Below are 25,791 nucleotides of genomic sequence, written 5' to 3' on the forward strand. Positions count from 1 at the left end.
ATATTACAACATTACGTTCAGATCTTCTACTGATATATCGTGTGCACCCTACTTTTTGGCCAAAATAAAAAGCCCCAAGCTGCCAGCAGCCCGGGTACTCCTCAGTCACGATTTAGTTCACACTAGCCTTGCGGTATTTCATGAAACTGCCGATGCGCCAAACTGAAATGTATAAGTACGCCATTAACATAGTAAGAACCGTGAATTCTGTATAATCCAGCCCTTTAAAATACTGTGAAAGCACAATACGAATGACCAAAACGGCAATGATCACATACTTGAAATTCTTGTTTGGCCTCGAATAAACGTAACCGTCTTCCCGCTTCTCATAACCGGTATGATACAGCATAATACTGCCAAGCCCGACGCCAAGCAGCATGGCGCACAGCATCTCCCAGATTACGGGCAAATGAAAAGGATGATCAGGAATTTGCGTTAACGAATAAATAGAAAAACCAAATAGAATAGGCAGTATAATGACAGGAATTAGAATTCCCATGCCTTTATTTTTGATTGGACGTGTTTTGCCCCGGGTTCTGAGCCATATTACCAATATGATGACCAGTGCGCCAATGCCATACCCAACCAACGTTCCAGCATTCATGATAAAAGTTCCTCCTGTTGCTGCTTTTTTTATATAAGTATACACGATCTATCACGGAATTCATTCAGACGCAGGGCATATTCCTTCTCGGTCTCCAGACCGATACGTTTTCCTTGCAAAAAAATGCCTTTCGACTCAAATAATCCGATTATCCGCATGTTCTTCCTTCGTTTTGTTTATTTAGCAAGAATGGTAGTATGTAAGTAAACACTATCAACTAGAGGTAACAGCCAGATGAGAATGAGAGATTGGGATATTAATTTAAAAATCCGCCTTGGCGGAGAGACCGCTTTTAATGTTATTTTTTGGACCTTTTTTCCGTTTCTATCGATCTATTTTGCGAATTCCTTCGGTAAGGGCTGGACGGGAGTTCTGCTGATTTTGTCACAAACGTTGTCTGTTTTCGCCAACTTAATGGGTGGCTACTGCGCTGACCGTTTCGGACGCAAACGGATGATGGTCCTTGCGGCATGCGGACAAGGCATCGGGTACGGCATTTTCGCTCTTGCCGCTTCGCCTCTGCTTGCGATGCCCGTTCTTGGCTTCATCGGATTCAGCTTCGCCAGCATGTCCGGTTCCATCTATTGGCCTGCCAGCCAAGCGATGGTAGCCGATGTTGTGAAAGAGGAGCACCGCTCCAGCGTCTTTGCCATCTTCTATACAGCAGCGAACGTGTCTGTCGTTGTCGGCCCGCTGCTCGGATCTATCACATACGATGATAATCCGTACATCGTGCTTTTCGCTGCTTCGGTGTTCTGCCTTCTCCTCTCTTTGACGATGAGCCGCACCATACACGAAACGCTGCCGGAGAAGCTTGTAGAGCGCAACCGCTCCGCTGCCGGTGAGCCTTGGTACCGGTTCCTCGCCGCACAGCTGCGGGACTACAAGATCATTGCAGCTGACCGTGTCTTTCTGCTGTTCATCCTCGCGGGTGTGCTGCTGTCCCAGACCTTCATGCAGCTGGATTTGCTGTTCCCTGTTTTCATGGAGGAAACCGTGAAGTTATCGACGATCTTCTCCTACGGCGACTGGAACCTACAGTTATCGGGCAAGCAGTTGTTCGGCCTGATTGTATCGGAGAACGGGCTGTTCGTAGCCCTATTTACCGTGCTTGTCACCAAGTGGATGCTCGCTTATCGTGACCGCTACGTATTCATCGGCGGTGCGCTTTTCTATGCGCTTGGTATCGCCATGTTCGGCCACATGTCCACCTTCTGGGGCTTCACCCTCGCTATTGCCGTATTCACACTGGCTGAGCTTATGTCGGCTGGCCCTCAGCAAGCTTTCGTCTCCCGGCTGGCTCCCGAGCATATGCGCGGCCAATATTTTGCCGCTGGCAGCTTACGCTACACGCTTGGGCGCACCTTAGCGCCGTTATCGATCCCGATCTCTTCGTGGATCGGCTTCACATGGACGTTCATTCTGCTTGCGGGAATAGCTGTTATTTCGGCGGTCCTGTACAACATCATGTTCAACTTGCATGATCGCCAGAGTGCTGTTTAGAGGGTACTCACTACAGCCTACTTCCCCCATCACCGGCAAATAATCAAAATTCAGAGAGCCTGGCGGTGAATTCCTCTAGGATTTTATTTAACGGAACTGCAGTCCGCTATTTGAAGGAAATTGGGTAATTTCCTCTTCTAGCGGAACTACAGGGCCTTATTTGTGCTTAGAGCCGTAATTTTCAGTCAAGGTGCCATTTCCCCGCCAAAATTGGACTATAGTTCCCCTAGCACCCCCTCGCATGATGAAATTCTTATCATCTAGGCCTATTAATAAGCAAATCTCTCAATCTATGAATACATAGAAGTATTACTAGATAAGGAGAGTGAAGACCTATGCCTACTATATTCAAAGCCTTTCTCAATGGTAGAAACGAAGTCCCCCCCGTACAAACTGCAGCCACCGGAGATGCCATATTCGAGCTGAACAGCAGCGGAACTCAGCTAAGATTTGCATTGATCATACGCAATATTTCTCGCGCCACCCAAGGCCATATTCATCTTGGACGAATAGGCCGCAACGGACCGGTAGCTGTATTCCTATTTGGACCCAACAAATTCGGTATTTCCGTCAGACGAGGTGTCGTTCGAGGCACTTTGACGAACCAGGATTTAATCGGTCCACTGCAAGGCAAGACGCTTAGAGACTTAATCACTGAATTCGAAGACGGCAATGCCTATGTCAACGTGCACACCAGCCGGAATCCAGATGGTGAAATTCGCGGCCAAGTTAAACAGTCCTAATGATGTGTGAAAAGGCACCCTTGCGGGTGTCTTTCTTTATGAGAGCGAACATCCCCCCATGCCCCATGAAAATAGGTTCCAAAGTTTACACTAGTTTGGCCCTCTCAGAATATGAATGTTTAGAATGCCAATCACGTAGGTGACAGTAATCTAGACAAAGGGGATGTGGCCTGATGAAAAATAGATCAACTCTTTATTCTTCTCTGGTTAAGCGCAGTTCCAGCCATATGCATCATTTTATTCATAGACTTTGCCCCAAAGGGGATGAGCAACTTCATTTTATCTTAGTTAATGATGCTGAGCGCACGAAACAGAACCAGGCCAAATCCGCACATTCTGCGCACTCTTTGAATTCATCTGGCGACAAACAAGCTGTCCTGCTGCATAAGCCCCTCTTACTGTTGGAAAAACAAGTCCCTCGAATCGAACTGCTCTCCAAAAACAACAAATCAATCCATTTACTTAGTCAAAATGCTAAAGGCTACGCGGTATTCATGGAAATAAACCGCAGGGATGAAAAAACTCGCGAAATCAAAGAAATCAGAGCACAGTTTATCGATGTTGATCTTAATAAAATATCCGAACAATACCCAACCAAAGAACAATTAAAAGAACGAATCAAACAACTCAAATCAGACCCCTTGGAACGGATACAATCCATTGCAATCAAAAAAGGAAAACAAGGGCAATATCTGCTTAAAGCTCATCGCGCCGAAGATCGAGTTGCCCTTCTGAAAAAGAGCTTCCTGAAAAAACACTGGCACCAGATCAAGAATGCGATGATCGTTGAAACTAAGAATGGCTATCACATCTATTGGGTCATTCAAGGCGGCTCCGTAAATAAATTCGTTCCTATCCAAAAAGCGCTAGCCAGCAAATTTGGGTCAGACCCTATGATTACAAACTTAACGAGAGTCATGCGAATTCCTGGGTTTTACCATATGAAAAATCCGGATAAGCCCTACCTGGTCAAAGTCATCCATTCAGGAAGAAAGCAACCTTTTACGCAAGAGGAACTTATCCACACACTATTATTAAAACCATGAGCTATTGCAAAAAAGCACCCTCCACAGGTGCTTCTTTCTTTATATAGCAGGGAGCCGCGGTATCCCATTTGTAACAATTCGTTTCATGCTTCCGGTCTATAATCCGGCGGAGCCAGCAACCATCCTTTGCGCATCAGCATATCCTTAAACGTTATCGAAAAAATTAACTTTTTCATCTGAAACTTGGCAAACATCATGGCCACATCCGGCCGTACGGCTTCTGTTAACCCCCGACAAGCATAATTGATTCCCAGTACTAAATTGAAGCTAAGCAGATTCGCTATTTCCTCATCTGACAACTTCGAGCCCTCCGGAATATGTCGAAAATCGCCAACCGGTTTATCCGAAGACGCTGCTGGCACTGGGATACCTTCAACTTTTAAAAATTCGGTTAAATCCTCGAGTATCGGCCGATGCACATCATTAATGACCTCTCTCAGCTTCTCTTTCAGTTCAGGATCCTCAGCAATATTAAAAGATACCTGCTCACCGCGCATCGTTTGATCGGTTGCATTGAAATAAAACCAGAGATTCATAACTTCTCCTACATTTAAAGGAGGCTTTTCCCCATCCAGAAATGGCTTTATTGTATCGCCGAGTACCTCCAAGATATTCATATTTCCCAACTCCTTTTGCTAATAGCGTACCCATTGGCATTTATTTTATAAGGGTGATCATGGAAGCCCCTCATACATCCAGAATGCAAAAAGGAGCCTATCACTGAATTTCAGTGATAAAGCTCCTTATCGTTTTGCAAATCTCAGTCATGCATACTGCTCCTTGATTGGTTACTTCATCGCCTTCACAATGGCGTCCGTCCCATAAGTCCTACTAATCGGACCAAATCCGTAAGCAATCGATCCGTCGATTTTGTATACATGATTTTCCTTCACAGCCTTGAGCGTTTTCCAAACTTCACTTTTTTCCCATTCGTCTGCAAGAGCAGGCAGAGAGCTATCTCTGTAATTAAAGTAACCCAGGAAAATATGATCCGGATTGATCTGTACCAAACCTTCAAGCGTAAGCGCTGCGCCTTCCCCTCTCGCTTGCTCCGGTGCTTTTAAACCGAGCGGCTCATAATAATGACTGGCATATTGCGTACCTTGCAGCCACATCGTTTTCTCCCTCACCTGGAGATAAGCAACATTGCCTTGCACATCTTTCAGTTGGTCCTTCGCCTCTGCAAACTTGGCATTAAACTTATCGATAGCCTGCTTCGCTTTATCTTCCTGTCCGAGCATTTCACCGAACTTCGTCATGACTCCTGGCCAGTCATTCCAAACGTCCATCTTCGCTTCATCAATGAAAACGGTTGGCGCAATCTTTGACAATTGGTCCGCAACCTTCTGATTCGTATCCGTACCTGCGATGATGAGGTCAGGGCCATATTGCAGTAGTTTTTCAATATTGACTTCCGTATTCTCGCCGACAATCGTTACTTCCTTATACTTGCTCATATAAGGCTTGTACAACTCGCTGCCAAGCAGGGACTGCTTTTCCGTAAATGGAAGCGCAATGCCAATGGATGGGATATCAAAACTGAGTAGATCCTCGGTCAATCCCCAATGAACAAGCGCAACCTTTTCCGGTTTCTTCGCGATCGTCACTTGTTCGCCTTTGGCGCTGGTTATCGTTCTAGGAAAGCTTGCACTGGCTGTCGATGCACTAGCTGCAGGTGTCGCGGATGGGCTGCTGCTCTCCGTGTTAGATTTGGAACTGCTGGAGCATGCGCTGGCTAGTATAAGGAATACCATCATCACGCACGCTGTCAGAAGCGGCATAACTTGTTTTTTCATCATGATCTTCCTCTCGCGGAGCAAATAAATGATAACGATTATCATTATCGAATTTATCTTACCACTCAGATCCGCCCACGCAAATAGAGATTTTCCCGATACCCAGATGGATTTATTCCTCATTCACTCCGCTTCAGCGAGGTTGGCGACATGCCATAATGCTTTTTGAACAGCCTGCTAAAATAGTAAGCATCGGAGTACCCGACATTTCGGGCAATGTCCCGCACGGCAAAAGGCGTCGTCATCAGAAGCTCATAGGCAACCTTCATACGATATTCAATCAAGTAATGAATCGGCCCGATCCCTGTATATTTCTGAAATAGATGCGAAAAATATTTACCCTTTATCCCATGCTGCTCCGCCAAGCCTTCCAAAGTGAGCGGCTCCATGTAATGCTGCCGAATGTGCTCAATCGTCTGCTCCATCATCGAATGGCTCTCACTATTTTGCAAGTAGCGCTCGTACGTCAACGTCTTATTTACCAACTGGTAAAATAACGTTTTCTTCTCAAGCAGCTCAATATGCCCCAGCTCGGTGGAATACCGCCTCAATTGCTTCATCAGCTGCAGCAGCCCCGCATCCATGTCGATATGCAGCTGATGCACCTCCCTCACCAGATGAGCCTTGTCCATATTGGGAGCCACCGGCAGAAAATGAACCAAGAAATACTCAAACTCGGCAGAGTTTACGATGATCTCAAAGTGCCGGTTAAAACCGCCGATGATCGCCTTCCCCGGACTCATCAGATAGTTTACCCCATCGTATATAAAAGTGGCCTCACCCTTCAGCGCGATGAGCACCCCGCCTTTCGTTGTTGGCTGCGCCTTGTGGCCTTGATACATGCCATTCTTGAGGTTGGTTTGAAATACGCCGAATATGTCGATGGGCACCTGCAGAAAAAAGCCGGCCAACGCATCATATTGATTTTCCACAGAGATCCCCCCTATCTTGGACAGTTATTTCCTTATTGTAGTCTAGAAATGGGGTCGGCTCAATTTTTCATCTATAGCTCTTCAATACCTAAAATAGAATAATTTTCTATACTTATTTCAATACTGAAAAAGGAAATCAAAACTATAGGTAGAAACATGATAACAGGTATATAAAGTAAAAAACTGGGAGGAGAACAGAAATCATGGGTAGATTAGTTCATTTCGAAGTTCATGTAGATGACATGGAGCGTGCTAAGAAGTTTTACGGAGAAGTATTTGGATGGAAATTTGAAGATTGGAGCAGCTATGCCGGAATGCCTTATTTTGGAGCTGTGACAGGCGAAGCAAACGAGCTTGGCATTAATGGAGCTTTGGTTAAACGGCAAGGTGCTTCCCCAGAACCAGGCCAGGCTTTGAATGGCTATGCATGTACAATGGGCGTGGGCGATTACGATGCCACTGAAGCAAAAATCCTTAATAATGGAGGCAAGCTTGCATTGCCAAAATATGCTCTACCTGGAATGGCGTGGCAAGGGTATTATATAGATACAGAAGGAAATATTTTTGGTATTCATCAGCCTGATGAGAACGCAAAATAGATTTTTTTGAATATGTATTCAATATATCCATATAGGTGAGGGGAGTATTGAAATGTCCATCTAACTTACTATCGAAGCCCACTCACCGATGACTAACCTAGCGGTACATTTCAATGCCGTGCTCCCTACGCTCTCGCTACGGTCCGCGCTGGCGAACCTGCGAGGGGTTCTCCTCCTGCCTCACCTCCTAAATACAAAAGAAAAAGCACCCTCAACGGGTGCTTCTTTCTTTTGTATGGAGGTGAGGGGAGTATTGAAATGTCCATCTAACTTACTATCGAAGCCCACTCACCGGTGACCAACCTAGCGGTACATTTCAATGCCGTGCTCCCTACGCTCTCGCTCCGGTCCGCGCGGGCGAACCCGCGAGGGGTTCTCCTCCTGCCTCACCTCCTAAATACAAAAGAAAAAGCACCCTGAACGGGTGCTTCTTTCTTTTGTATGGAGGTGAGGGGAGTCGAACCCCTGTCCGAAAATATCGCCACACAGGCATCTACGGGTGTAGTCACAGTTTTGATGTCACCCGAGCAGCGCCCCGTAACCGGCTATGCGTTGGGTCAGCCTGATTGTCTTCCTACGTCCGACCCCAGGCGGAGACCAAACGTCGTATCCCACTATAGTTGAGCCCCTATCCCAGTCACATGGGCGATGCTGAGTAGAAGCACGCTAACAGGTTATTAAGCTGCTAAAGCGTAGTTGTTTTGTGTTTTGCCATTTAATAGGCTTTAGCGTTGTTATAGTGGACGCGTCCCCACTACCCGCAACCCGCGCTCGAACTATCCCCGTCGAATCCAAGAACACCCCCGGATTGCCTTCATTTCCGCCAATAGAGCGGAGAAGGTAAAAGACGAGCTGTTGGAGCGAAATTGCTTTTAAAAACTAAATCACTTGCTGTAGACCTAGTATATCACAAGCTGTACAAAAATGAACGCGCAGGTTTGTGGAAGTCTAGGTGCTGCTTACCAATACGGATTATCTAGCAATCTTCTGCTTCTCGCGCAGCGCACGTTGAATATCGCGTTGTGCATCCTTTTTCGCAGCCGATTCACGTTTGTCGTACTGTTTCTTTCCTTTACCGATACCGACTAGAAGCTTAGCGTATCCATTACGGATATAAACCTTCAACGGCACAAGTGTGTAACCCTCCTGCTTCGCTTGTCCCAACATCTTGGCGATTTGTGCCTTTTTCAAAAGCAGCTTCCGCGTCCGAGTAGGATCATCTGGGTTACTCCGGTTACCTTGATCAAAAGGGCTAATGTGCATATTATGAACAAAAGCTTCACCATTACGAATAGTCGAAAAGCTATCGCCAATGTTCGCTTTACCTGCCCGTAAGGATTTGATCTCCGTGCCGGTCAAGACAAGACCAGCTTCGTACGTTTCTTCAATAAAGTAATCGTGTGAAGCCTTTTTATTCTGGGCAAGTACCTTGCCATCTGCCTTCTTCGTTGCCACGTGAGATCCTCCTCCCGCATACTGATGACGCAGGTAAATAATGCTACAATGTGCATCCTATTGTAGCAAGATCAAGACCGAAAAGCAAGAAGCGGCGTTATCTCCGCCGCTTCTTGCTACCGCCACCGTCGCCATCACTCCGGCGACGACCACCCTTGGCGAGCGCGTTCACGCCGCTCGCCCAATCACTGCCGCCGCTGCTACGCTCTGCAGCGGAACCACCACCCGCTTGGGCTTCGCCCCCAAGCGCAATGCCTCCGCGGCCTCGCTTGCCTTCGCCGCGCCCAGAGCCGCTATCTGTCCGCCCTGCGCCGACAGATTCAAGTCTCGAGCTCAAGCTGCCGCCTTCGCTCAGCTTAGGACCACGCGCCTTCCCGCGACCACCGCCGGCTTTGCCGCGGTTTTCGCTCCACGGCGTGTTACCGCCCTTACCTTTGCGCGGCTTGCCTTGCCCTTGGCCTGCGCCTTCAGTACGTTCTTGACCTGTTCTCGTACGTCCTGCGCCTTCACCACGCTCTTGACCTGCTCTAGCACGTCCCTCAGCGCCATCACCACCACGAGGTGCTCTTCCTTCTTGCCCTTCAACACGGCCGCGCCCAGCCCCGCCTTCACTTCGGTCTTGACCTGCCCTTACACGCCTTGCGGCCCCGCTAGTTCCCTCTTGCCCTGCTCTCGCACGCCCTGCACCGTTAGCTCCGCCTTCACCGCGCTCTTGCCCGTCTCTAACACGCCTTGCTGCTCCACTAGTTCCCTCTTGACCCGCTCTCGCTCCAGCTCCACCTTCACGACCAGCACGGGCTCCATCAGTCGCACCAACAACACTACCATCACTACGTCTGCGCCCAGTGCTCTCACCCTGAGACTTAGCAAAGCCGCCTTTACCTTTGGTATAGCCGCCCTTACCCTTCTCCGGTTTGCCTTTACCGCCACGGAAGCCCTTAAACCCAGCAGATCCTTTGAACGGCTTGCCGCTTCCGCCACCTCGATTAAAGACACCCTCTTTGCGAGGCTTCATATCCAGCAATTCAAAATCAATCGTATGCTCCTCCATATTCACGCGAGCCACACGAACTTTAATTTCATCCCCGATCCGATAGATCTTGGACGTACGTTCCCCAACAAGAGCAAATTGTCTCTCATGGAAATTATAATAATCATCAGTTAGATCACTTAACCGGATCAAACCTTCTACTGTATTATCAAGTTCCACGAACATACCGAAGCCTGTCACGCTGGAAATAATACCCTCGAACTCTTCACCGACTTTATCAATCATATACTGGGCTTTTTTAAGTGCCTCTGTTTCACGCTCTGCATCTACAGCTACACGCTCGCGTTCCGATGATTGTTGCGCAATATCGCTCATGCGGGAAGCTAGATATTCATGACGAGTATCAGACAGAGTACCGCTTTCCAACACTTCGCGAATGACCCTATGAATGATCAGATCGGGATACCGACGAATCGGAGAGGTAAAGTGCGAATAGAATTCCGCCGCCAAACCAAAATGCCCCAAGCTCTGCGCATCATAACGAGCCTGCTTCATCGAGCGAAGCATGACTTTGCTAACGACAGTCTCCTCTGGTGTTCCCTTGATATCTTCCAATAAGCTCTGCAAAGCACGCGGATGTACGGAGTTACCCTTGCCTTTGACCGCATACCCGAAGTTCGTCACGAACTCCATGAAATTCATCAACTTCTCAGAATCAGGATCTTCATGGACACGATATAAGAATGGTACTTTCATCCACGAAAAATGTTCAGCAACTGTTTCATTCGCAGCAAGCATGAACTCTTCAATCATCATTTCCGCGACAGAGCGCTCTCTTTTAATGATATCGGTCGGTTTACCGTCCGCATCCACGATAATTTTAGACTCATCAAAGTCAAAATCAATCGCTCCGCGCTTCATCCGCCTGGAACGCAGTCTAGCTGCCAATTCTTCCATCCTTTTAAAATCTTCCATCAAATACGCATACCGCTCCACAAGCTCAGGCTCAGCCTCACCCGTCAGAAGCTTGCGCACATTGGTATATGTCATACGTTCACTAGTCTTAATTACACTTGTGAAAATCTCATGGTTTACGACTTTGAGGTTCTCATCGAATTCCATCTCGCAAGACATCGTTAAGCGGTCTACTTTCGGGTTAAGCGAACAAATCCCGTTCGACAGTCGGTGTGGCAGCATCGGAATGACGCGATCCGTTAAATACACGGAACATCCGCGGTTATAGGCTTCAATATCCAGAGCGGTGCCTTCACGCACATAGTAGCTCACATCAGCGATATGAACGCCTAAGCGGAAGTTGCCATTTTCCAATAACTCCACATTAACCGCATCGTCCAAATCCTTGGCATCTTCACCATCAATGGTAACAATCCGTTTCGACCTGAGATCGCGGCGCCCTTGGCCAATAATCTCTTCCTCCGTAATCGAATCCGGTGCAGCCTCTGCTTCTTCCAATACGTCCTCTTTGAAAGCCTCAGGCAACTGGAACTTGCGCACAATCCCCAGAATATCAACACCTGGATCATCCTTATGACCAAGCACTTCAATAACTTCTCCTTCAGCCGCAGAGCGCCCTTCTGGATAGCTCACGATCTTTACAACAACCTTCTGCCCAGTGACAGCGCCATTAAAAGCATGCTGAGGAATGAAAATATCTCTCGTAACACGCTTATCATCAGCAATAACGAAGGCATACGTATCCTGTCCCTGAAAAATCCCTACGATCTGCGTATTAGCACGCTTAATCACACGCACGACTTCGCCTTCCAAGCGACCCCCGCCTTGGCTTCTGGATGTCACTTTCACGAAAACGATGTCACCGTTCATAGCGGTATTCAAATCATGTGCATTAATATAAACATCCGGGTGCTCCCGGTCTTCCGGAATTAAGAATGCGAAACCTTTGGCATGCGCTTGCAGTCTTCCCCTTACTAGGTTCATGCGTTCTGGCACGCCATAACGGTCATTCCCGCCTCGGACCACGTGACCGCTTTCCTCTAATTGATTCAATAATTTAATAAAATCCTTGAACTCTTCCGCGCCTGCAATCTGGAAATGCTTTTCGAGCTCTTTATAGGACATAGGCTTATAAGCCTCATCTTGCATCAAACTAATAATATCTTGATTTGTTATCATATAACCTCTTCACCTTCTTGTTGTTGTTGAGCATCGTTCCTACGTCACCGTACTCGTTCCTTTACTCCATAGTATGCCACTTGTAGAGAAAGGATAAACGCTGCAATATCGGCATAAACAAGCTCTCTCTCCTGATCCAGCAGCAAACCGTGCGATGACTTCGCATAATAGCGAAGCTCTTTACTTTTGGAGCGAATACGTTCATATAAAAACGCTGCGCTTCCCTGATGGACGACACCATCCTTGCCCCCCTGCCCGATCCATATCGGCGCTTCCACTTGAGGCAGCAAACTTTTCACATGTTTTAAAAGCTTTCGCAAACTAACGACGCAGCGAATCGGCGTTTTGGTATATGCACATGACTCATCTAATAGCGTGGAGAATGTTTTGGGCTTCTTATTTATGTATTTGATAAAATACTGCATAATGACCGCCAGCGCAGATTTTCTTGACGTAAGGAAAATCGGAGTAGCCAGTGAAACCACACCCGCTACTTGACGTTCGACAGCCAATTTAAGGGCCAAGAGACCACCCATCGAATGTCCCATCACGACGACATTTTTGCATTTCGCCGCTAGCGCGTCGTAATTCTCCAGCACATGCCCATACCAATCCGTCCATCCGGTTCGTAACATATCTTCCGGTGACGTTCCATGTCCGGGAAGCCTCACTGCCTGGATGGTGTAGCCCTCATCCCGCAGTTCATACCCAATCCGCCGAAATTCGGAGGGGGATCCCGTGAACCCGTGAATCATTAATATGCCTGTCGTCTGCTTCGTACCCTTGCCTGTCCAGAAAAAAGGCTCGGTCGATTTGTAAACTTTGCTCTCGATGGTAAACATCTCCTACCTATAACCCGTTTAAAATGAAAAAACAGCAGGAGTAGATTTCCCCTGCTGTTATCGTTTTATGTGTGTTAGGCCTTCACTACGTATGCTACGACAATGGAAAGAATGAAAAATGCAGCAGCAAGCCCCATCGTGAAACGGGACAAGAAAAGTTCCAAACCGCGTGCTTTTTGTTTACCAAATAAGTGCTCCGCACCACCGGAAATGGCACCAGACAACCCTGCGCTCTTACCTTTTTGAAGAAGAACAATCGCAATTAATCCGACCGAAGCTATGATCAACAAAATTTTCATAAAGATTAACATGTTTATTAGCACCCCAATTGCCTGTACTTTTGCTTATATAACTAGCATGAGTATTTTAACACAGTTCGTCCTAGAATACAATAAAAGAGGTTTTTGGACGTTTTCTTACGTTTTAGTCACGATAGGAATACGCGGATGACTGCCGATTGGCGCTTCTTGGCCGCTTGTTTCGCCCTAGAAAAGCCTGCACGGCTCGCTTCGCGCACCATAACGCAAAGAGCGTAAAGATAATCGCCCATACCATCGTCGGAACCCCCGTATGAAGCGCCAAATTCGTGGCATCTCCAGCTTGGCGCGTATTTCTCGATGCGGCCTGGATCAAATAAATAGGTCCGAATACCGACTCCTCCAAGCATAAAAAAGCGAGCAGCAAGTAATAGAAGTTGCGCAGCCATTTCAGAGGAATAGCCATCATGATAATCGTCAAGGCAATAAAGCCGATTAAGAACATGATGCCGAAGCCATTGCGAACGAATAAGAGCAAGGAGATGGTGGATATCGCAATCATGACCAGAAAACCGATCTGCTGCTTCCCTCTAGCAAAGGCTGAGAACAGGAACCACGCAAATACGGAAGCTGTCGTATACCCCGCCAAAGCTACAGGAATGATCGACCACGATCTAGCCTGAGAAATCGCCGAAAGTGTGACACCGCTATGATTGGCGTACAGCTCGATGCGCTGCACTTGACCAGACAGCGCTAGTGTCACCACCGCGTGCCCAAACTCATGAACCATAGTATCCAGGTTACGAAAAAAAGAAGAGGGGATCCAATGCGTGAGCAATGCGGAACCTATCAGAAATAAAATAGTCTTCACCCAATTGCTCATTACAATGACCCCCTCGGTCGCTTAGGCTGCAGATGACAGAAGTCATCGTCAGCCTCTGCTGTTATTTAGTTATTTACTACGAACCAACTTATTTAAAGTTTCTCAAGTTGTAAAAAGCTTTTTTGCCTGCATATTGAGCTACGCTGAACAACTCGTCTTCGATACGAAGAAGTTGGTTGTACTTCGCAACGCGGTCTGTACGGGAAGGAGCACCTGTTTTGATTTGACCAGCGTTTGTAGCTACTGCGATATCAGCGATTGTGCTGTCTTCGCTTTCGCCGGAACGGTGGGAAATAACGGCTGTGTAACCAGCGCGTTTTGCCATTTCGATCGCATCAAAAGTCTCAGTAAGCGTACCGATTTGGTTCACTTTTACCAAGATGGAGTTACCGATGTTTTGCTCGATACCTGTGGAAAGACGCTCCGTGTTCGTAACGAACAGATCGTCACCAACGAGTTGAACTTTGTTACCCAATTTCTCAGTAAGCAATTTCCAACCTTCCCAGTCATCTTCGGAACAACCGTCTTCAACCGTGATGATTGGGTATTTATCAACCCAAGCTGCAAGGAAGTCAACCCACTCAGCGGATGTGAAGGATTTGCCTTCGCCTTCAAGTACGTATTTACCGTCTTTGAAGAACTCAGTGGAAGCAACGTCCATACCCAAGAATACGTCAACACCTGGTTTGTAACCAGCTTTTTCAATCGCTGTAAGGATTGTTGTGATCGCTTCTTCGTTGGATGTGAAGTTAGGAGCGAATCCGCCTTCGTCGCCAACAGCTGTGTTAAGGCCTTTGTCTTTCAATACGGATTTCAAGCTATGGAAAATCTCCGCGCCAATGCGAAGAGCTTCTTTGAAAGTAGGAGCGCCAACAGGCAGAACCATGAACTCTTGAACGTCAACGTTGTTATCGGCATGAGCACCACCGTTGATGATGTTCATCATTGGAACTGGAAGTGTTTTGGCGTTGAATCCACCAAGGTATGTGTACAAAGGAACATCCAATGCGTCAGCAGCAGCGCGAGCTACAGCCATGGAAACAGCTAGGATTGCGTTTGCGCCTAATTTTGCTTTGTTCGGCGTACCGTCTAGCTCGATCATTTTCGTGTCAATGCCAACTTGATCAAGTGCATCCAAACCAATGATTTCAGGAGCGATGATTTCGTTTACGTTCTCAACGGCTTTCAGAACGCCTTTACCAAGGTAACGGCCTTTGTCACCATCACGAAGCTCAACAGCCTCGTATGCGCCTGTGGATGCACCTGATGGAACGATAGCGCGGCCGAAAGCGCCGGACTCTAGATATACTTCAACTTCAACCGTTGGGTTACCGCGGGAATCCAATACTTCACGTGCATAAACATCAGAAATAATAGTCATTGTAGAAAACACTCCTTTTATATAATTAATTTGGTTGCTATTTCTTAAGGATCGTTGTCCCGGTCATTTGCTCCGGTTGTTTAACCTCTAAGAAGTCAAGCAGTGTTGGGGCAATATCTGCCAAAATTCCGCCGTCTCTTAGTGTAACAGATTTGTCCGTAACAATAAAAGGGACCGGATTCGTTGTATGTGCCGTGTTGCGTGAGCCGTCTGCATTCGTAACGACATCCGCATTCCCGTGATCGGCTGTGATGCAGACAACCCCGCCTTTGGCGAGAACAGCTTCCACCACTTTGCCCAGACACTCGTCTGTCGCTTCGATCGCTTTCACCGTTGGCTCCAGCAAACCGGAGTGGCCAACCATGTCAGGGTTTGCGAAGTTAAGGATGATCGCATCATGACGTTCTGCTTCGATCTCTTTCACTACCGCATCAGCCAGCTCGTAAGCGCTCATCTCTGGCTGAAGGTCATATGTAGCAACCTTCGGCGAAGGAATAAGTAAACGAGTTTCGCCCGGCAGTTCCGCGTCGCGGCCGCCGCTGAAGAAGAACGTTACGTGCGGATATTTCTCAGTTTCCGCTGCACGAAGCTGCTTCAGACCGTTCTGAGCCAGCACCTCGCCAAGCGTGTTGTCGAGATCCTTCGGTTTGTAAGCTACGAAACCGTCTACAGACTCGCTGAACAATGTCAGACAGACGTAGTACAAGTTCTTAGCCACTTTAGGACCACGGTCAAAGCCACGGAAGTCTTCATTCGTGAAGACTTGAGAAAGCTGAATCGCACGGTCCGGACGGAAGTTGAAGAAGATAACCGCATCGCCGGATTCAACAAGACCTACCGGTTTGCTATCCTCACCAACGATAACCGTTGGCATAACGAACTCGTCGAAGATGGACTTTTCGTAGGATTCAACAATAGCTTTCATCGGGTCGGTGTATGCTGGACCTTCACCGTAAACCATGGCGCGGTAGGATTTCTCCGTACGCTCCCAACGCTTATCGCGATCCATGGCATAATAGCGTCCTTGAACGGTTGCAATTTTGCCTACGCCGACCTCATTAATTTTTTGCAGCAGACTTGCCATGTAGCTTTTCGCGGAATCCGGAGCCACGTCGCGGCCGTCGAGGAATGCATGAATGTACACTTCATGGAACTCTTCCTTCTTAGCTAGGTCAAGCAAAGCGAACAAATGCTGAATGTGACTGTGCACGCCACCATCGGAAAGCAGCCCGTATAGGTGCAACTTCTTCCCGTTTGCTTTCGCATGACGAACAGCGCCGAGAATCGTTTCATTGTCGTAGAATTCACCGTCACGAATCGATTTGGAAATCCGCGTCAGATCCTGATAAACGATACGGCCCGCGCCGATATTCAGGTGTCCTACTTCAGAATTCCCCATCTGGCCTTCAGGCAAACCTACCGCTTCACCGCATGCTGTTAACGTTGTATGTGGATAACTTGACCAGTAACGGTCATAGTTAGGCTTTTTGGCATGAGCAACGGCATTCCCCTGCTCTTCCGAACGAAGTCCGAAGCCATCGAGAATGATGAGTGCTACCGGTTTCGGTCTGGACATATTACTTCGCCCCCTGGACGAGTTGGATGTAGGAAGCAGACTCTAGGCTTGCTCCACCAACAAGTGCACCATCGATATCAGGTTGTGCCATGTATTCAGCAATGTTGTTAGGCTTCACGCTGCCGCCGTATTGGATACGAACCGCATCTGCTACGGAAGCGCCGTATAGACCGCTCACAAGCTCACGGATATAGCCGATAACGTCTTGTGCGTCAGCTGCTGTAGAGGACTTGCCAGTTCCGATAGCCCAGATTGGCTCGTAAGCGATAACTACTTGTGCCGCTTGCTCTGCACTAAGACCAGCAAAAGCTGCTTCTGTTTGTACTTTGCAAACATCTTTCGTTTGACCCGCTTCACGCTCTTCCAACTTCTCGCCTACGCAAAGGATTGGCTTCAAGCCGTGTTTGAAAGCCGCAACGACTTTCTTGTTCACGATTTCATCGGACTCAGCGAAATAAGCTCTACGCTCGGAGTGACCGATAATGACATACTCTACGCCAAGATCTTTCAGCATAACGCCGGAGATTTCGCCAGTGAATGCGCCATTGTCTTCAAAATGCAGGTTTTGTGCGCCTACATGCACGTCTGTGCCTTTTACAGCTTCAACTAGTGCCGGCAGGTTTGTGAAAGGAGAACAAATTACGCTTTCTACGCCTTGGGTGGTGCTGCCTTTTACTTCGTTCACGAAGCTAACAGCTTCGGAAACAGTTTTGAACATTTTCCAGTTACCCGCGATAATCGGTTTTCTGCTCATTCGGATATGCTCTCCTTTAAAAATAAATTATTTATCGTTCAAGGCTACAACGCCTGGCAATGCTTTACCTTCCATGAACTCCAAGGAAGCTCCGCCGCCCGTGGACATGTGGTTCATTTGCTCAGCCAAGTGGAATTTCTCTGTTGCTGCAGCAGAGTCGCCGCCGCCGATTACCGTGTACCCTTCTGTTGTTGCACAAGCTTGTGCTACAGCACGTGTACCATGAGAGAAAGGCTCGATTTCAAATACGCCCATCGGTCCGTTCCAAACAACCAGTTTGGATTTCGCGATAACGTCTGCATAAAGTTCACGCGTTTTAGGTCCGATGTCAATGCCTTCCCAATCTGCTGGAATGCTGTCAATATCAACGATACGCGTGTTCGCGTCTGCGCTGAATTTATCCGTAACAACGATATCTACCGGAAGCAGGAAGTTAACACCTTTTTCTTTGGCTTTCGCAATAAAGCTAAGCGCCAAATCAAGCTTCGAATTGTCAAGAAGCGATTTACCGATTTCATAGCCTTGTGCTTTCAAGAAAGTATAGGACAGACCGCCGCCAATCAAGACGTTGTCTGCAATGTTCAGGAGGTTTTCAATCACAGCGATTTTGTCTTTTACTTTGGATCCGCCGACGATCGCAGTGAAAGGACGCTCAGGATTGTTCAGCGCTTTGCCTAGAACATCAAGCTCTTTCTCCATCAAAAGACCGGAAACAGCCGGGATGTAAGCTGCGATGCCTGAAGTGGAAGCATGTGCACGGTGAGCAGCACCGAATGCATCATTCACGAACAGATCAGCTAGATCAGCGAAAGCTTTTGCCAATTCAGGATCATTTTTCTCTTCACCTTCGTTGAAACGAACGTTTTCAAGCAAGAGAACGTCGCCATTTTCAAGCGCATCCACTTGTGCTTTCACGATTTCTCCAACGGATTGATCCGCTTTGATCACGTTTTGACCAAGAAGCTCAGCCAATTTTGCAGCAACTGGTGTTAAACGAAGCTCTTCAACCACTTGTCCGTTTGGACGACCAAAGTGCGCAGCAAGAATGACTTTAGCGCCTTGCTCTACCAAGAATTTAATCGTAGGGAGCGTTTCTCTGATTCGTGTATCGTCAGTGATTTGACCATTCTCTACAGGTACATTGAAATCAACGCGGACGAATACTCTTTTACCAGCTACTTCAACATCGCGAACACTTTTCTTACTCATAAGTTAAAGCCTCCTGAACGTGTATGGTTTACTTCGTACTTCCTGCTTCCGATCAACCCTATATAGGCAACAATCGCACATAAAGAGGAGAATCGCTTCTCCTCTTCATGTGGTTGTTAGTGTGTGTTTTATGAAATTACAGACCTTTTTTTGCGATAAAAGCAGCCAAGTCAACTACACGGTTGGAGTAACCCCACTCGTTGTCGTACCAGGAAACTACTTTCAACATGTTGTCGCCAACTACCATTGTGGACAAAGCATCGATTGTGGAAGACGCTGGGTCACCATTGAAGTCGCTGGATACAAGCGGCTCTTCGGAGTAGTTCAGAATGCCTTTAAGAGGGCCTTCGGAAGCTTGTTTCAGAGCTGTGTTAACTTCGTCAACAGTTACGTTAACTTTAAGTTCAACAACCAAGTCAGTTACGGATACGTTAGGTGTGGGAACACGCATAGCCATACCGTTCAATTTGCCTTTAAGTTCTGGAAGAACCAGACCGATTGCTTTTGCTGCGCCAGTGCTGGAAGGAATGATGTTCTCAGCTGCTGCACGAGCACGACGAAGGTCTTTATGAGGAACGTCAAGCACGGATTGGTCATTTGTGTAAGAGTGAACTGTCGTCATCATACCTTTTACGATTCCGAAGCTATCGTTGATAACTTTCGCGAAAGGAGCCAAGCAGTTTGTTGTACAAGATGCGTTGGAGATGATTGTGTGAGCTGCTGGATCGTATTTGTCTTCGTTAACACCAAGTACGATTGTGATATCTTCGTCGGATGCAGGAGCGGAAATGATAACTTTCTTAGCTCCGCCTTTCAAGTGAAGGGATGCTTTGTCTTTCGCTGTGAAGATACCAGTGGATTCAACAACGATTTCAGCGCCTACGGATGCCCATGGCAGGTTCCCAGGGTCACGCTCAGCAAAAACTTTGATGGAACGACCGTTAACGATCAATTCGCCTTCGCCAGCTTCAACTGTTGCGTCTAGTTTACCGTGAGTTGTGTCATATTTAAGCAAATGTGCCAGTGTTTTAACGTCAGTCAAATCATTTACTGCCACGATTTGTACTTCTGTGCTGTTCAAAGCTGCACGAAACACGTTACGACCAATACGTCCGAAACCGTTAATACCTACTTTTACCATAGCGAATTCCTCCTAAGATTAAAAAAGATTTATTTATTTCAAAACGCAGCTGGTACAAGCCCACGTTATGATGTCTCATTTATACATGTTTCATAATTTCAATTGCCGCCGCTTCATCCGTTACCAGCACATCTTCTTGCCCATGCCTTAGAACGGAAGCGATCGCTTCACCCTTGCTTTTACCGCCTGCTACGCCAATCACGACCTCTGTCCGCTGCAGATCCTCCAGACGAAGCCCGACTGTAGGCATCTTGTGCACGACATTTCCTTGGCGGTCAAAATAGTACCCGAATGCTTCTGCCAGAGCGCCATCGCCTTGCAAGCTGCGAGTCGTTTCGGCATCTACCTTACGCCTTCGAGCCATGACCATAGCATCTCCGATACCATGAACAACGATGCGACAACTGCGAACAGCGTCAACAACTTCCTGAATCTGTGGATCTTGGATAAGGGTCTGGTACGCTTCCTCGCCTAAGTGATCCGGCACATGAAGCAGTCTGTATTTCCCGCCTGTCTTCTTGGCCATAATAGATGCGATCGTATTTGCCTGCATATCCACGCTTTCGCCAAGTCCACCGCGAGCCGGTACGAACCAGTTGCCTTTCATGGAAGAGGAAATCGTCAGGTTATTCGCAATCTGCGCCATTGTTGAGCCGCCGGTTACTGCAATAATGTCGCCTTTGGCTACATATTTGCGCAGTGCCGCTGCTCCAGCGCGTCCAAGCTCCTTCTTCGTAAAGACCGAAGTGTCCGTGTCGCCAGGGACTACAATGACTTGTGAGAGACCGTACGCTTTCGCGATGCTTTCTTCCAAATCCGTCAATCCAAAAGCGATCTTGATGATCGGCAGCATATCTTCGAGCAGTTGACGACCGGATTCACTGATCTTCATCCCCGAGGCATCCGATTCCAAAAGCCCATGCTCCTTAAGGAAGTCGACTTCTCCGCGGAGCACCCGCTCCGTCATATCGAGCGAAGAAGCTAGCGTTCTGCGTCCGACAACACCAGAGATTAAGATATGATGCAGAATCGAGTACCTCTTCTTCATGATGTCCATGAGATCCGGCAAGAGCTTTTTCTGAATGTCTAGAATTTCTCTCATATAACGACGTTCGACGCTCCTGATCCAGTGATGGACGTTTTGTGTCCCGGGTATGCGTTTTGCGTCCCACCCGGGTGAAAAAAAATGGCCTTACACGCTTATTATAACCAATATCACTTTAACATTCAACAATTGTTCAAACAATTTCAACAAAATGTGCTGTAAGGGCTTACGGTATTGCTTTTTGTGCAGAGGTGACATATAATAACCCTTGCTTCGCTTTTTTGAAACATGCGCCCGTGGTCCAATGGATATGACGTAGGCCTCCGAAGCCTGAGATAAAGGTTCGATTCCTTTCGGGCGCGTAAACAACGTGAATACTAGAGAAATATCAGAGAAATCAGTCAGCCGACTGATTTTTTTTAATGTTAGTTTGACCTTCCTTGACCTTCGAAGGTTTTTTCGTTATCATACTTGTAGATACTGTAAATAGTATGTACACGGGAGATCAATTTCATAACTCATAGCATGACATTGGCCCCAGGCATCAATCTTTTAAACCATCTACCCACCCCAAGGAGGTCATTCTCATGAGTTTTATCCCTATGGTCGTCGAACAGGACGCACGCGGTGAAAGAGGATATGACATCTACTCTCGCTTGCTGAAAGACCGCATTATTTTCTTAGGCACGGGTGTCAACGATGTTGTGGCAAACTCCATCATTGCTCAGTTACTTTTCTTGGCCGCACAAGATCCTGATAAAGATATCTCGCTATACATTAACAGCCCTGGCGGTTCCATCACAGCCGGTATGGCGATCTTCGACACGATGCAGTTCATCAAGCCGGATGTCTCCACGATCTGCGTAGGTATGGCTGCTTCGATGGGCGCTTTCCTTCTCACAGCTGGCGCCAAAGGCAAGCGTTACGCGCTTCCGAACAGCGAAGTCATGATTCACCAACCGCTTGGCGGCGCTGAAGGTCAAGCCTCCGACATCGAAATTCGCGCGAAGCGTATTTTGAAAATGAGAGACAACCTGAACAAAATCCTTGCAGAGCGCACAGGACAAACGTTCGAGCGCATCGAAAAAGATACAGACCGCGATAATTTCATGAGTGCTGCAGAAGCAGCCGAGTACGGACTCATCGATAAAGTGATCGAGCGCGTATAAGAACACAAAACCAACTTGCTTGACTGCTCTTCTGAGCGGTCAAGCGGCTGGTTTTTTTGTTTCTAGGCTGGCTTAATCTGATGTAACGATGAGAAACATCGTTACTGCGGGCAGCTAGCACGACCGGGCCGCCGCAGCGATGTAAAACATCGTTGCAAGCCACTCTGCGAGTGTTAACCAGGCATTTCCTCTTCTGTAACGATGCAAAACATCGTTACGGCAAGCAGCTAGCTCGGCCGGGCCACCGCAGCGATGTAAAACATCGTTGCAAGCCTTCGCCGTCAGGCAAAAAAAAGCCCCAGAGACTCCCATCTGCCCGAAAATCTTCCGATTTCCAAGCGATAGGGCCTCCAGGGCTCTTAATGATCATTTACTTTTTCTCATCCAATGGATAGAAAATAAGGTCAATCGGGAACGCTGAGCCAGCCGGAGGCGTGAACTCAATGTCGAGCGCGTCTTCCTTACCTGTCGTACGAGCCAGCACTTCCATGCCGTCAAACGCCGTAATGACACCGGAATTCGGAACCGGAATAATCTCGCCGTTAATTTTGAACGGCCCTTTGAACACGCCGCCTCTTGCCATAATCATAACGGCCATTTTGCGCGGCTTATCCGAATGGATTTTATAAACCACACCATAGTTTCCGCCGTTCTCTACATTCTGCTTGCGCATCACGTCATAACCTTTGACGAATGGGTCGGTCTTATTATCGCCTATCGTCAGCACAGACGTCTTGGCAAAGCTCGCCGCATCAATATCCCACTTGATCTCCGATACCGGGAAAGTTCCCCTCACATGACCATTAAAGGCCAACAAAGGAAGCTCCTTCACCGTATTCGACGTTAATCTTTGGTCTGTAACCGCGAAAGACAATTGCAACTCGCCATCTGTTTCAACATCATAGAACAAGTTCACGCCTTGCCCTGGGTAAAAGTCTGGAAGTTTCGCATACACATATGTCTCATGCGGAGCAACCGTCATTTGATCTGTATACACATTGTTCAACAGGAAGTCTACGGAGGCCTCACTGCCAATCAAATTAGCATAAACGGAAGGGTAAACCTCCCCTTTATTCGTCGTCTTGATTGTCACCGGTTTATCTGTATTATTCGTGGCGAAGATCGCCATCGTCATAATTTGCTTCGTCCCGTTAATATGGTCAGCATACAATCGAGCTTTCCCATTGATTTTATCTTGATACAGAATCCCTTTTTCCGTGAACTCTTCGGGACTATCGCTTACTAGCAATGTGCGGTCAGTAACTTCTGTTACTTTCTTTGGAAGGAGCGGCAAATCGTTGAAATGGGACCAAATGGTTCCCCAGTCCGACTTGATGAAGCTGCCCACCGGAGCTGTATAAATCGGATATTCCACTTGACTCAAATAAGGTACATCCTCAACCGTTACATAACTTTGGAATAATTTACTTACGTGTCCATGGCCATCCTTCACGGTCAAAGTAACCGGATATTTGCCTGGTTTGAAGAACGCTTCCTCTTTGCCAACCCAATCATAGGATGCAATACCTTCCGCATCGGGATCGTAGCTCAAGTCCAGATACTTCACAGGCTCTCCAAGACGGTACGCAGGCTTCGCAGTTGCAAACTTAGCTACTGGTCTGGAATTACTATCTTGATCAACGTAGATACCCTCAGGCGTCTTAAAATGGACAATCTCTACGCGACGCAGTTCATTGTTGTACGTATACTTTGCGCCCATGTAATCCGCAAGCCATGTCAGCTTAACCAGAAGCTTCCCGTTCACAATCGCAGCAACCGAGTTAAAAGGCGTGTCCACGCCATTGTTTGTCACTGTCTTATGGTCGGCATCCAGCACGATATTGTATCCCGGAGGTGTCATTTGAATCGTCCGGGAATCATTATTCCACTCTACCTTGAACCCCATGGTATCGCCCAAGAATTTGGCAGGAACGTACGTGCTACCGTTAATAATGGTAGATGGGGATTCCAAATGAATCTGATCCTCATTCACGAAAGCTTCTGCCTTATCGATATAAAGTAAAATAAATGACGAACTCGCCGATACGGCATGCGCTGCTGGTGCTGAAATCGCACTAGCCAGAAACACTAGAAAAGCGAGCATAACAGTAATTTCTTTCCTTAAAGCATTCCATTTCATTCTCTCTCTAACTCCTTTTGCCTTAGTATGCGAGGTATGCGAGATAGAGGGCAAAGCAAATAGCCCTTTCCTTCATTGACCACGTTCATTAGACGCTGCCAAGAGAAAAAGGTTGCTAATTCCTCTGAAAGTTAACAAGATAGACACTTATTAACCGTAACTGCCTGAGCAGCGGTTAATTGCAAAAAAGCCTCCTCGAAAGGAAGCTTTTGAAGGATTATTGGTTTTCCAATTCTTCCTTGCTAACTAACGTGACTAAAGCGTTTACAGCCTGCTCTGCATCCGAACCTTCTGCACTTATGAAGACTTCGGTCCCTGTGCTGATCGCGAGACTCATAATTCCCATGATGCTCTTGGCATTCACTTTCTTCTCATCTTTCTCAACAAAAATCTCAGATGAAAACTTATTCGCCTCTTGAACAAACAATGCCGCAGGTCTGGCATGAAGTCCTGTTCTCAACTTCACAACGACTGGACGTCTGGACATGGAACTAATTCCCCCTAGTGTGGCGCTTATATGAATTACTACTGATAACAGTGCTATTCCTTATGTTATAACATTATACCATTTTTCCCTCAAGTACACTAGAAAAAATGAGAAAAACTTATTTACATCGTGTTCAATCCCATAAAAGCTAGGAATTTCGCTGTTTTTCAGCCAATTCGTCTATTTTTCGCAGACGATGATTGACACCGGATTTACTGACATTGCCCTTGAGCATATCGCCAACTTCCTTGAGATTCAGATCAGGATGCTGAAGTCTAATTTCGGCAACCTCTCTCAGCTTCTCAGGCAAACTGTCAAGTCCAACCTCTCTTTGCAAAAGACGGATGTTCTCAATCTGTCTTACCGCAGCTCCGATCGTCTTGTTCAGATTCGCTGTTTCACAATTGACAATCCGATTCACCGAGTTCCGCATATCCTTCATGATCCGGACATCCTCAAAGCGCAGTAACGCTTGATGAGCCCCAATGATGCTAAGAAACTCAATGATCTTCTCACCTTCTTTGATATACAGCACGAATCCTTTCTTACGCTCGATAAAGCGGGCATTCAAGTCGAATTTGTTAGCGAGATTCGCCAGCGCCTTACAATGCTCCTCATAAATCGAGGCAATTTCAAGATGATAGGAAGATCCCTCGGGATTATTCACCGAGCCGCCAGCCATGAAAGCCCCGCGGAGATAAGCGCGTTTGCAGCAGTTGCCCTTAATAATCTCTTTGTTGATTCCTGTCGTAAAGATAAACCCTTCAGAAACGATTTTCAGATCACTGAGCAGCTCTTGCACTTGACCAGGTACTCTAACAATATATACATTATTCTTCTTCAAACGCATTTTCTTGCGCACGAGCAGTTCTGTGTGCAGTTTGTACGTCTTCTTGATGAGCGAGTATATACGTCTGGCGATAGCAGCGTTTTCGGTGGAAATATCGAGAACAACGCGTTGGTTCGTTAACTGAACCGATCCATTCATGCGAATTAAAGCAGATAACTCCGCTTTTTCACAACACGCTTCCGCTTCGGTTATTAAGGTCAATTCTTTTTTGGTTGTTGCCGCAAAGGACATGAG

The 25,791-nt window shown here is 47.2% G+C and carries 24 protein-coding genes, 1 tRNA gene and 1 other RNA gene; 6 read left to right on the top strand and 20 right to left on the bottom strand.

Annotated elements, in window-relative coordinates:
- Positions 1-112 precede the first annotated feature (112 nt).
- On the bottom strand, positions 113-604 hold the full coding sequence (locus AC58VC_RS29860) for a CcdC protein domain-containing protein (protein ID WP_497374243.1): 492 nt from the start codon (positions 602-604) through the stop codon (positions 113-115).
- A 234-nt stretch (positions 605-838) separates the two neighbouring features.
- Here AC58VC_RS29860 and AC58VC_RS29865 point away from each other — a divergent pair, with 234 nt between their 5' ends.
- The 3 genes from AC58VC_RS29865 to AC58VC_RS29875 all read left to right on the top strand — a co-directional run bounded on the left by AC58VC_RS29865 (position 839) and on the right by AC58VC_RS29875 (position 3,896).
- Positions 839-2,107, top strand: coding sequence for an MDR family MFS transporter (locus AC58VC_RS29865; RefSeq protein WP_497374245.1), 1,269 nt, complete (start codon positions 839-841; stop codon positions 2,105-2,107).
- A gap of 335 nt (positions 2,108-2,442) precedes the next feature.
- Positions 2,443-2,850: a CHRD domain-containing protein gene (locus AC58VC_RS29870; protein WP_497374247.1), complete on the top strand. Its 408-nt coding sequence runs from the start codon at positions 2,443-2,445 to the stop codon at positions 2,848-2,850.
- Between the two features lie 173 nt (positions 2,851-3,023).
- The gene (locus AC58VC_RS29875) at positions 3,024-3,896 is read left to right on the top strand and encodes a DNA-primase RepB domain-containing protein (protein ID WP_497374249.1); all 873 of its coding nucleotides are present in this window, start codon (positions 3,024-3,026) and stop codon (positions 3,894-3,896) included.
- Positions 3,897-3,979: 83 nt separating this feature from the next.
- Here AC58VC_RS29875 and AC58VC_RS29880 read toward each other — a convergent pair whose 3' ends face one another.
- The 3 genes from AC58VC_RS29880 to AC58VC_RS29890 form a co-directional block, all read right to left on the bottom strand.
- Entirely contained in the window at positions 3,980-4,513 is a 534-nt protein-coding gene (locus AC58VC_RS29880) for a DUF3231 family protein (RefSeq protein ID WP_497374251.1), read from the bottom strand.
- A 171-nt stretch (positions 4,514-4,684) separates the two neighbouring features.
- Positions 4,685-5,692, bottom strand: a complete 1,008-nt coding sequence (locus tag AC58VC_RS29885) for an ABC transporter substrate-binding protein (protein ID WP_497374253.1) — start codon at positions 5,690-5,692, stop codon at positions 4,685-4,687.
- Between the two features lie 119 nt (positions 5,693-5,811).
- Positions 5,812-6,624, bottom strand: a complete 813-nt coding sequence (locus AC58VC_RS29890; RefSeq protein WP_497374254.1) for a helix-turn-helix transcriptional regulator — start codon at positions 6,622-6,624, stop codon at positions 5,812-5,814.
- A gap of 203 nt (positions 6,625-6,827) precedes the next feature.
- Here AC58VC_RS29890 and AC58VC_RS29895 point away from each other — a divergent pair, with 203 nt between their 5' ends.
- Positions 6,828-7,223: a VOC family protein gene (locus AC58VC_RS29895; RefSeq protein ID WP_497374256.1), complete on the top strand. Its 396-nt coding sequence runs from the start codon at positions 6,828-6,830 to the stop codon at positions 7,221-7,223.
- Positions 7,224-7,662: 439 nt separating this feature from the next.
- On the opposite strand, the gene ssrA is transcribed toward AC58VC_RS29895, so the two are convergent.
- The 12 genes from ssrA to AC58VC_RS29955 form a co-directional block, all read right to left on the bottom strand.
- Positions 7,663-8,028, bottom strand: a transfer-messenger RNA (tmRNA) gene (ssrA, locus tag AC58VC_RS29900).
- A gap of 167 nt (positions 8,029-8,195) precedes the next feature.
- Positions 8,196-8,678 (bottom strand): SsrA-binding protein SmpB, encoded by a 483-nt coding sequence (smpB, locus tag AC58VC_RS29905; RefSeq protein WP_497374258.1) that lies wholly within the window; start codon positions 8,676-8,678, stop codon positions 8,196-8,198.
- Between the two features lie 97 nt (positions 8,679-8,775).
- Positions 8,776-11,823 carry a ribonuclease R gene (gene rnr, locus AC58VC_RS29910; RefSeq protein ID WP_497374260.1) on the bottom strand — a complete coding sequence of 1,016 codons (3,048 nt, stop codon included), beginning with the start codon at positions 11,821-11,823 and terminating at the stop codon, positions 8,776-8,778.
- Positions 11,824-11,867: 44 nt separating this feature from the next.
- Positions 11,868-12,665, bottom strand: a complete 798-nt coding sequence (locus AC58VC_RS29915; RefSeq protein WP_497374262.1) for an alpha/beta hydrolase — start codon at positions 12,663-12,665, stop codon at positions 11,868-11,870.
- 74 nt (positions 12,666-12,739) lie between these two features.
- The gene (gene secG, locus AC58VC_RS29920; protein WP_145668116.1) at positions 12,740-12,976 is read right to left on the bottom strand and encodes a preprotein translocase subunit SecG; all 237 of its coding nucleotides are present in this window, start codon (positions 12,974-12,976) and stop codon (positions 12,740-12,742) included.
- Positions 12,977-13,088: 112 nt separating this feature from the next.
- Positions 13,089-13,805: a M50 family metallopeptidase gene (locus AC58VC_RS29925; RefSeq protein ID WP_497374264.1), complete on the bottom strand. Its 717-nt coding sequence runs from the start codon at positions 13,803-13,805 to the stop codon at positions 13,089-13,091.
- An 88-nt stretch (positions 13,806-13,893) separates the two neighbouring features.
- The gene (gene eno, locus AC58VC_RS29930; RefSeq protein ID WP_477502391.1) at positions 13,894-15,186 is read right to left on the bottom strand and encodes a phosphopyruvate hydratase; all 1,293 of its coding nucleotides are present in this window, start codon (positions 15,184-15,186) and stop codon (positions 13,894-13,896) included.
- Positions 15,187-15,223: 37 nt separating this feature from the next.
- A complete protein-coding gene (gene gpmI, locus AC58VC_RS29935; RefSeq protein WP_497374266.1) occupies positions 15,224-16,762 on the bottom strand; it encodes a 2,3-bisphosphoglycerate-independent phosphoglycerate mutase in 1,539 nt (512 codons plus the stop codon).
- 1 nt (position 16,763) lies between these two features.
- Positions 16,764-17,516 carry a triose-phosphate isomerase gene (tpiA, locus tag AC58VC_RS29940; protein ID WP_497374268.1) on the bottom strand — a complete coding sequence of 251 codons (753 nt, stop codon included), beginning with the start codon at positions 17,514-17,516 and terminating at the stop codon, positions 16,764-16,766.
- Positions 17,517-17,543: 27 nt separating this feature from the next.
- Positions 17,544-18,725: a phosphoglycerate kinase gene (locus tag AC58VC_RS29945; protein WP_497374270.1), complete on the bottom strand. Its 1,182-nt coding sequence runs from the start codon at positions 18,723-18,725 to the stop codon at positions 17,544-17,546.
- A 136-nt stretch (positions 18,726-18,861) separates the two neighbouring features.
- Positions 18,862-19,866, bottom strand: a complete 1,005-nt coding sequence (gap, locus tag AC58VC_RS29950; RefSeq protein WP_497374272.1) for a type I glyceraldehyde-3-phosphate dehydrogenase — start codon at positions 19,864-19,866, stop codon at positions 18,862-18,864.
- Between the two features lie 79 nt (positions 19,867-19,945).
- Positions 19,946-20,968, bottom strand: coding sequence for a sugar-binding transcriptional regulator (locus tag AC58VC_RS29955; protein WP_497374274.1), 1,023 nt, complete (start codon positions 20,966-20,968; stop codon positions 19,946-19,948).
- 233 nt (positions 20,969-21,201) lie between these two features.
- Between AC58VC_RS29955 and AC58VC_RS29960 the strand changes: the two genes are divergently transcribed.
- Both AC58VC_RS29960 and clpP read left to right on the top strand, forming a co-directional pair.
- Positions 21,202-21,273: transfer RNA gene (locus tag AC58VC_RS29960), tRNA-Arg, on the top strand.
- Between the two features lie 225 nt (positions 21,274-21,498).
- Positions 21,499-22,080, top strand: coding sequence for an ATP-dependent Clp endopeptidase proteolytic subunit ClpP (gene clpP / locus AC58VC_RS29965; RefSeq protein WP_029195996.1), 582 nt, complete (start codon positions 21,499-21,501; stop codon positions 22,078-22,080).
- Between the two features lie 114 nt (positions 22,081-22,194).
- Here clpP and AC58VC_RS29970 read toward each other — a convergent pair whose 3' ends face one another.
- The 4 genes from AC58VC_RS29970 to whiA all read right to left on the bottom strand — a co-directional run bounded on the left by AC58VC_RS29970 (position 22,195) and on the right by whiA (position 25,788).
- Entirely contained in the window at positions 22,195-22,392 is a 198-nt protein-coding gene (locus tag AC58VC_RS29970; RefSeq protein WP_497374276.1) for a hypothetical protein, read from the bottom strand.
- Positions 22,393-22,450: 58 nt separating this feature from the next.
- On the bottom strand, positions 22,451-24,220 hold the full coding sequence (locus AC58VC_RS29975; protein WP_497374278.1) for a stalk domain-containing protein: 1,770 nt from the start codon (positions 24,218-24,220) through the stop codon (positions 22,451-22,453).
- Between the two features lie 217 nt (positions 24,221-24,437).
- Entirely contained in the window at positions 24,438-24,707 is a 270-nt protein-coding gene (locus AC58VC_RS29980; RefSeq protein ID WP_028555561.1) for an HPr family phosphocarrier protein, read from the bottom strand.
- A gap of 148 nt (positions 24,708-24,855) precedes the next feature.
- A complete protein-coding gene (whiA, locus tag AC58VC_RS29985; protein ID WP_497374280.1) occupies positions 24,856-25,788 on the bottom strand; it encodes a DNA-binding protein WhiA in 933 nt (310 codons plus the stop codon).
- Positions 25,789-25,791 lie beyond the last annotated feature (3 nt).

The sequence above is a fragment of the Paenibacillus sp. J22R67 genome (genome assembly GCF_059692175.1).

Excerpts from the sequence above, each read along its gene's own strand:
- clpP (WP_029195996.1), top strand. The coding sequence starts at position 21,499 with ATGAGTTTTATCCCTATGGTCGTCGAACAGGACGCACGCGGTGAAAGA.
- AC58VC_RS29915 (WP_497374262.1), bottom strand. The coding sequence starts at position 12,665 with ATGTTTACCATCGAGAGCAAAGTTTACAAATCGACCGAGCCTTTTTTC.
- AC58VC_RS29870 (WP_497374247.1), top strand. The coding sequence starts at position 2,443 with ATGCCTACTATATTCAAAGCCTTTCTCAATGGTAGAAACGAAGTCCCC.
- AC58VC_RS29895 (WP_497374256.1), top strand. The coding sequence starts at position 6,828 with ATGGGTAGATTAGTTCATTTCGAAGTTCATGTAGATGACATGGAGCGT.
- eno (WP_477502391.1), bottom strand. The coding sequence starts at position 15,186 with ATGACTATTATTTCTGATGTTTATGCACGTGAAGTATTGGATTCCCGC.
- AC58VC_RS29860 (WP_497374243.1), bottom strand. The coding sequence starts at position 604 with ATGAATGCTGGAACGTTGGTTGGGTATGGCATTGGCGCACTGGTCATC.
- secG (WP_145668116.1), bottom strand. The coding sequence starts at position 12,976 with ATGTTAATCTTTATGAAAATTTTGTTGATCATAGCTTCGGTCGGATTA.
- AC58VC_RS29875 (WP_497374249.1), top strand. The coding sequence starts at position 3,024 with ATGAAAAATAGATCAACTCTTTATTCTTCTCTGGTTAAGCGCAGTTCC.
- AC58VC_RS29945 (WP_497374270.1), bottom strand. The coding sequence starts at position 18,725 with ATGAGTAAGAAAAGTGTTCGCGATGTTGAAGTAGCTGGTAAAAGAGTA.
- AC58VC_RS29885 (WP_497374253.1), bottom strand. The coding sequence starts at position 5,692 with ATGAAAAAACAAGTTATGCCGCTTCTGACAGCGTGCGTGATGATGGTA.
- rnr (WP_497374260.1), bottom strand. The coding sequence starts at position 11,823 with ATGATAACAAATCAAGATATTATTAGTTTGATGCAAGATGAGGCTTAT.
- AC58VC_RS29970 (WP_497374276.1), bottom strand. The coding sequence starts at position 22,392 with ATGGGAGTCTCTGGGGCTTTTTTTTGCCTGACGGCGAAGGCTTGCAAC.
- gap (WP_497374272.1), bottom strand. The coding sequence starts at position 19,866 with ATGGTAAAAGTAGGTATTAACGGTTTCGGACGTATTGGTCGTAACGTG.
- tpiA (WP_497374268.1), bottom strand. The coding sequence starts at position 17,516 with ATGAGCAGAAAACCGATTATCGCGGGTAACTGGAAAATGTTCAAAACT.
- gpmI (WP_497374266.1), bottom strand. The coding sequence starts at position 16,762 with ATGTCCAGACCGAAACCGGTAGCACTCATCATTCTCGATGGCTTCGGA.
- AC58VC_RS29880 (WP_497374251.1), bottom strand. The coding sequence starts at position 4,513 with ATGAATATCTTGGAGGTACTCGGCGATACAATAAAGCCATTTCTGGAT.
- AC58VC_RS29955 (WP_497374274.1), bottom strand. The coding sequence starts at position 20,968 with ATGAGAGAAATTCTAGACATTCAGAAAAAGCTCTTGCCGGATCTCATG.
- AC58VC_RS29865 (WP_497374245.1), top strand. The coding sequence starts at position 839 with ATGAGAATGAGAGATTGGGATATTAATTTAAAAATCCGCCTTGGCGGA.
- whiA (WP_497374280.1), bottom strand. The coding sequence starts at position 25,788 with ATGTCCTTTGCGGCAACAACCAAAAAAGAATTGACCTTAATAACCGAA.
- AC58VC_RS29975 (WP_497374278.1), bottom strand. The coding sequence starts at position 24,220 with ATGAAATGGAATGCTTTAAGGAAAGAAATTACTGTTATGCTCGCTTTT.
- AC58VC_RS29980 (WP_028555561.1), bottom strand. The coding sequence starts at position 24,707 with ATGTCCAGACGTCCAGTCGTTGTGAAGTTGAGAACAGGACTTCATGCC.
- AC58VC_RS29925 (WP_497374264.1), bottom strand. The coding sequence starts at position 13,805 with ATGAGCAATTGGGTGAAGACTATTTTATTTCTGATAGGTTCCGCATTG.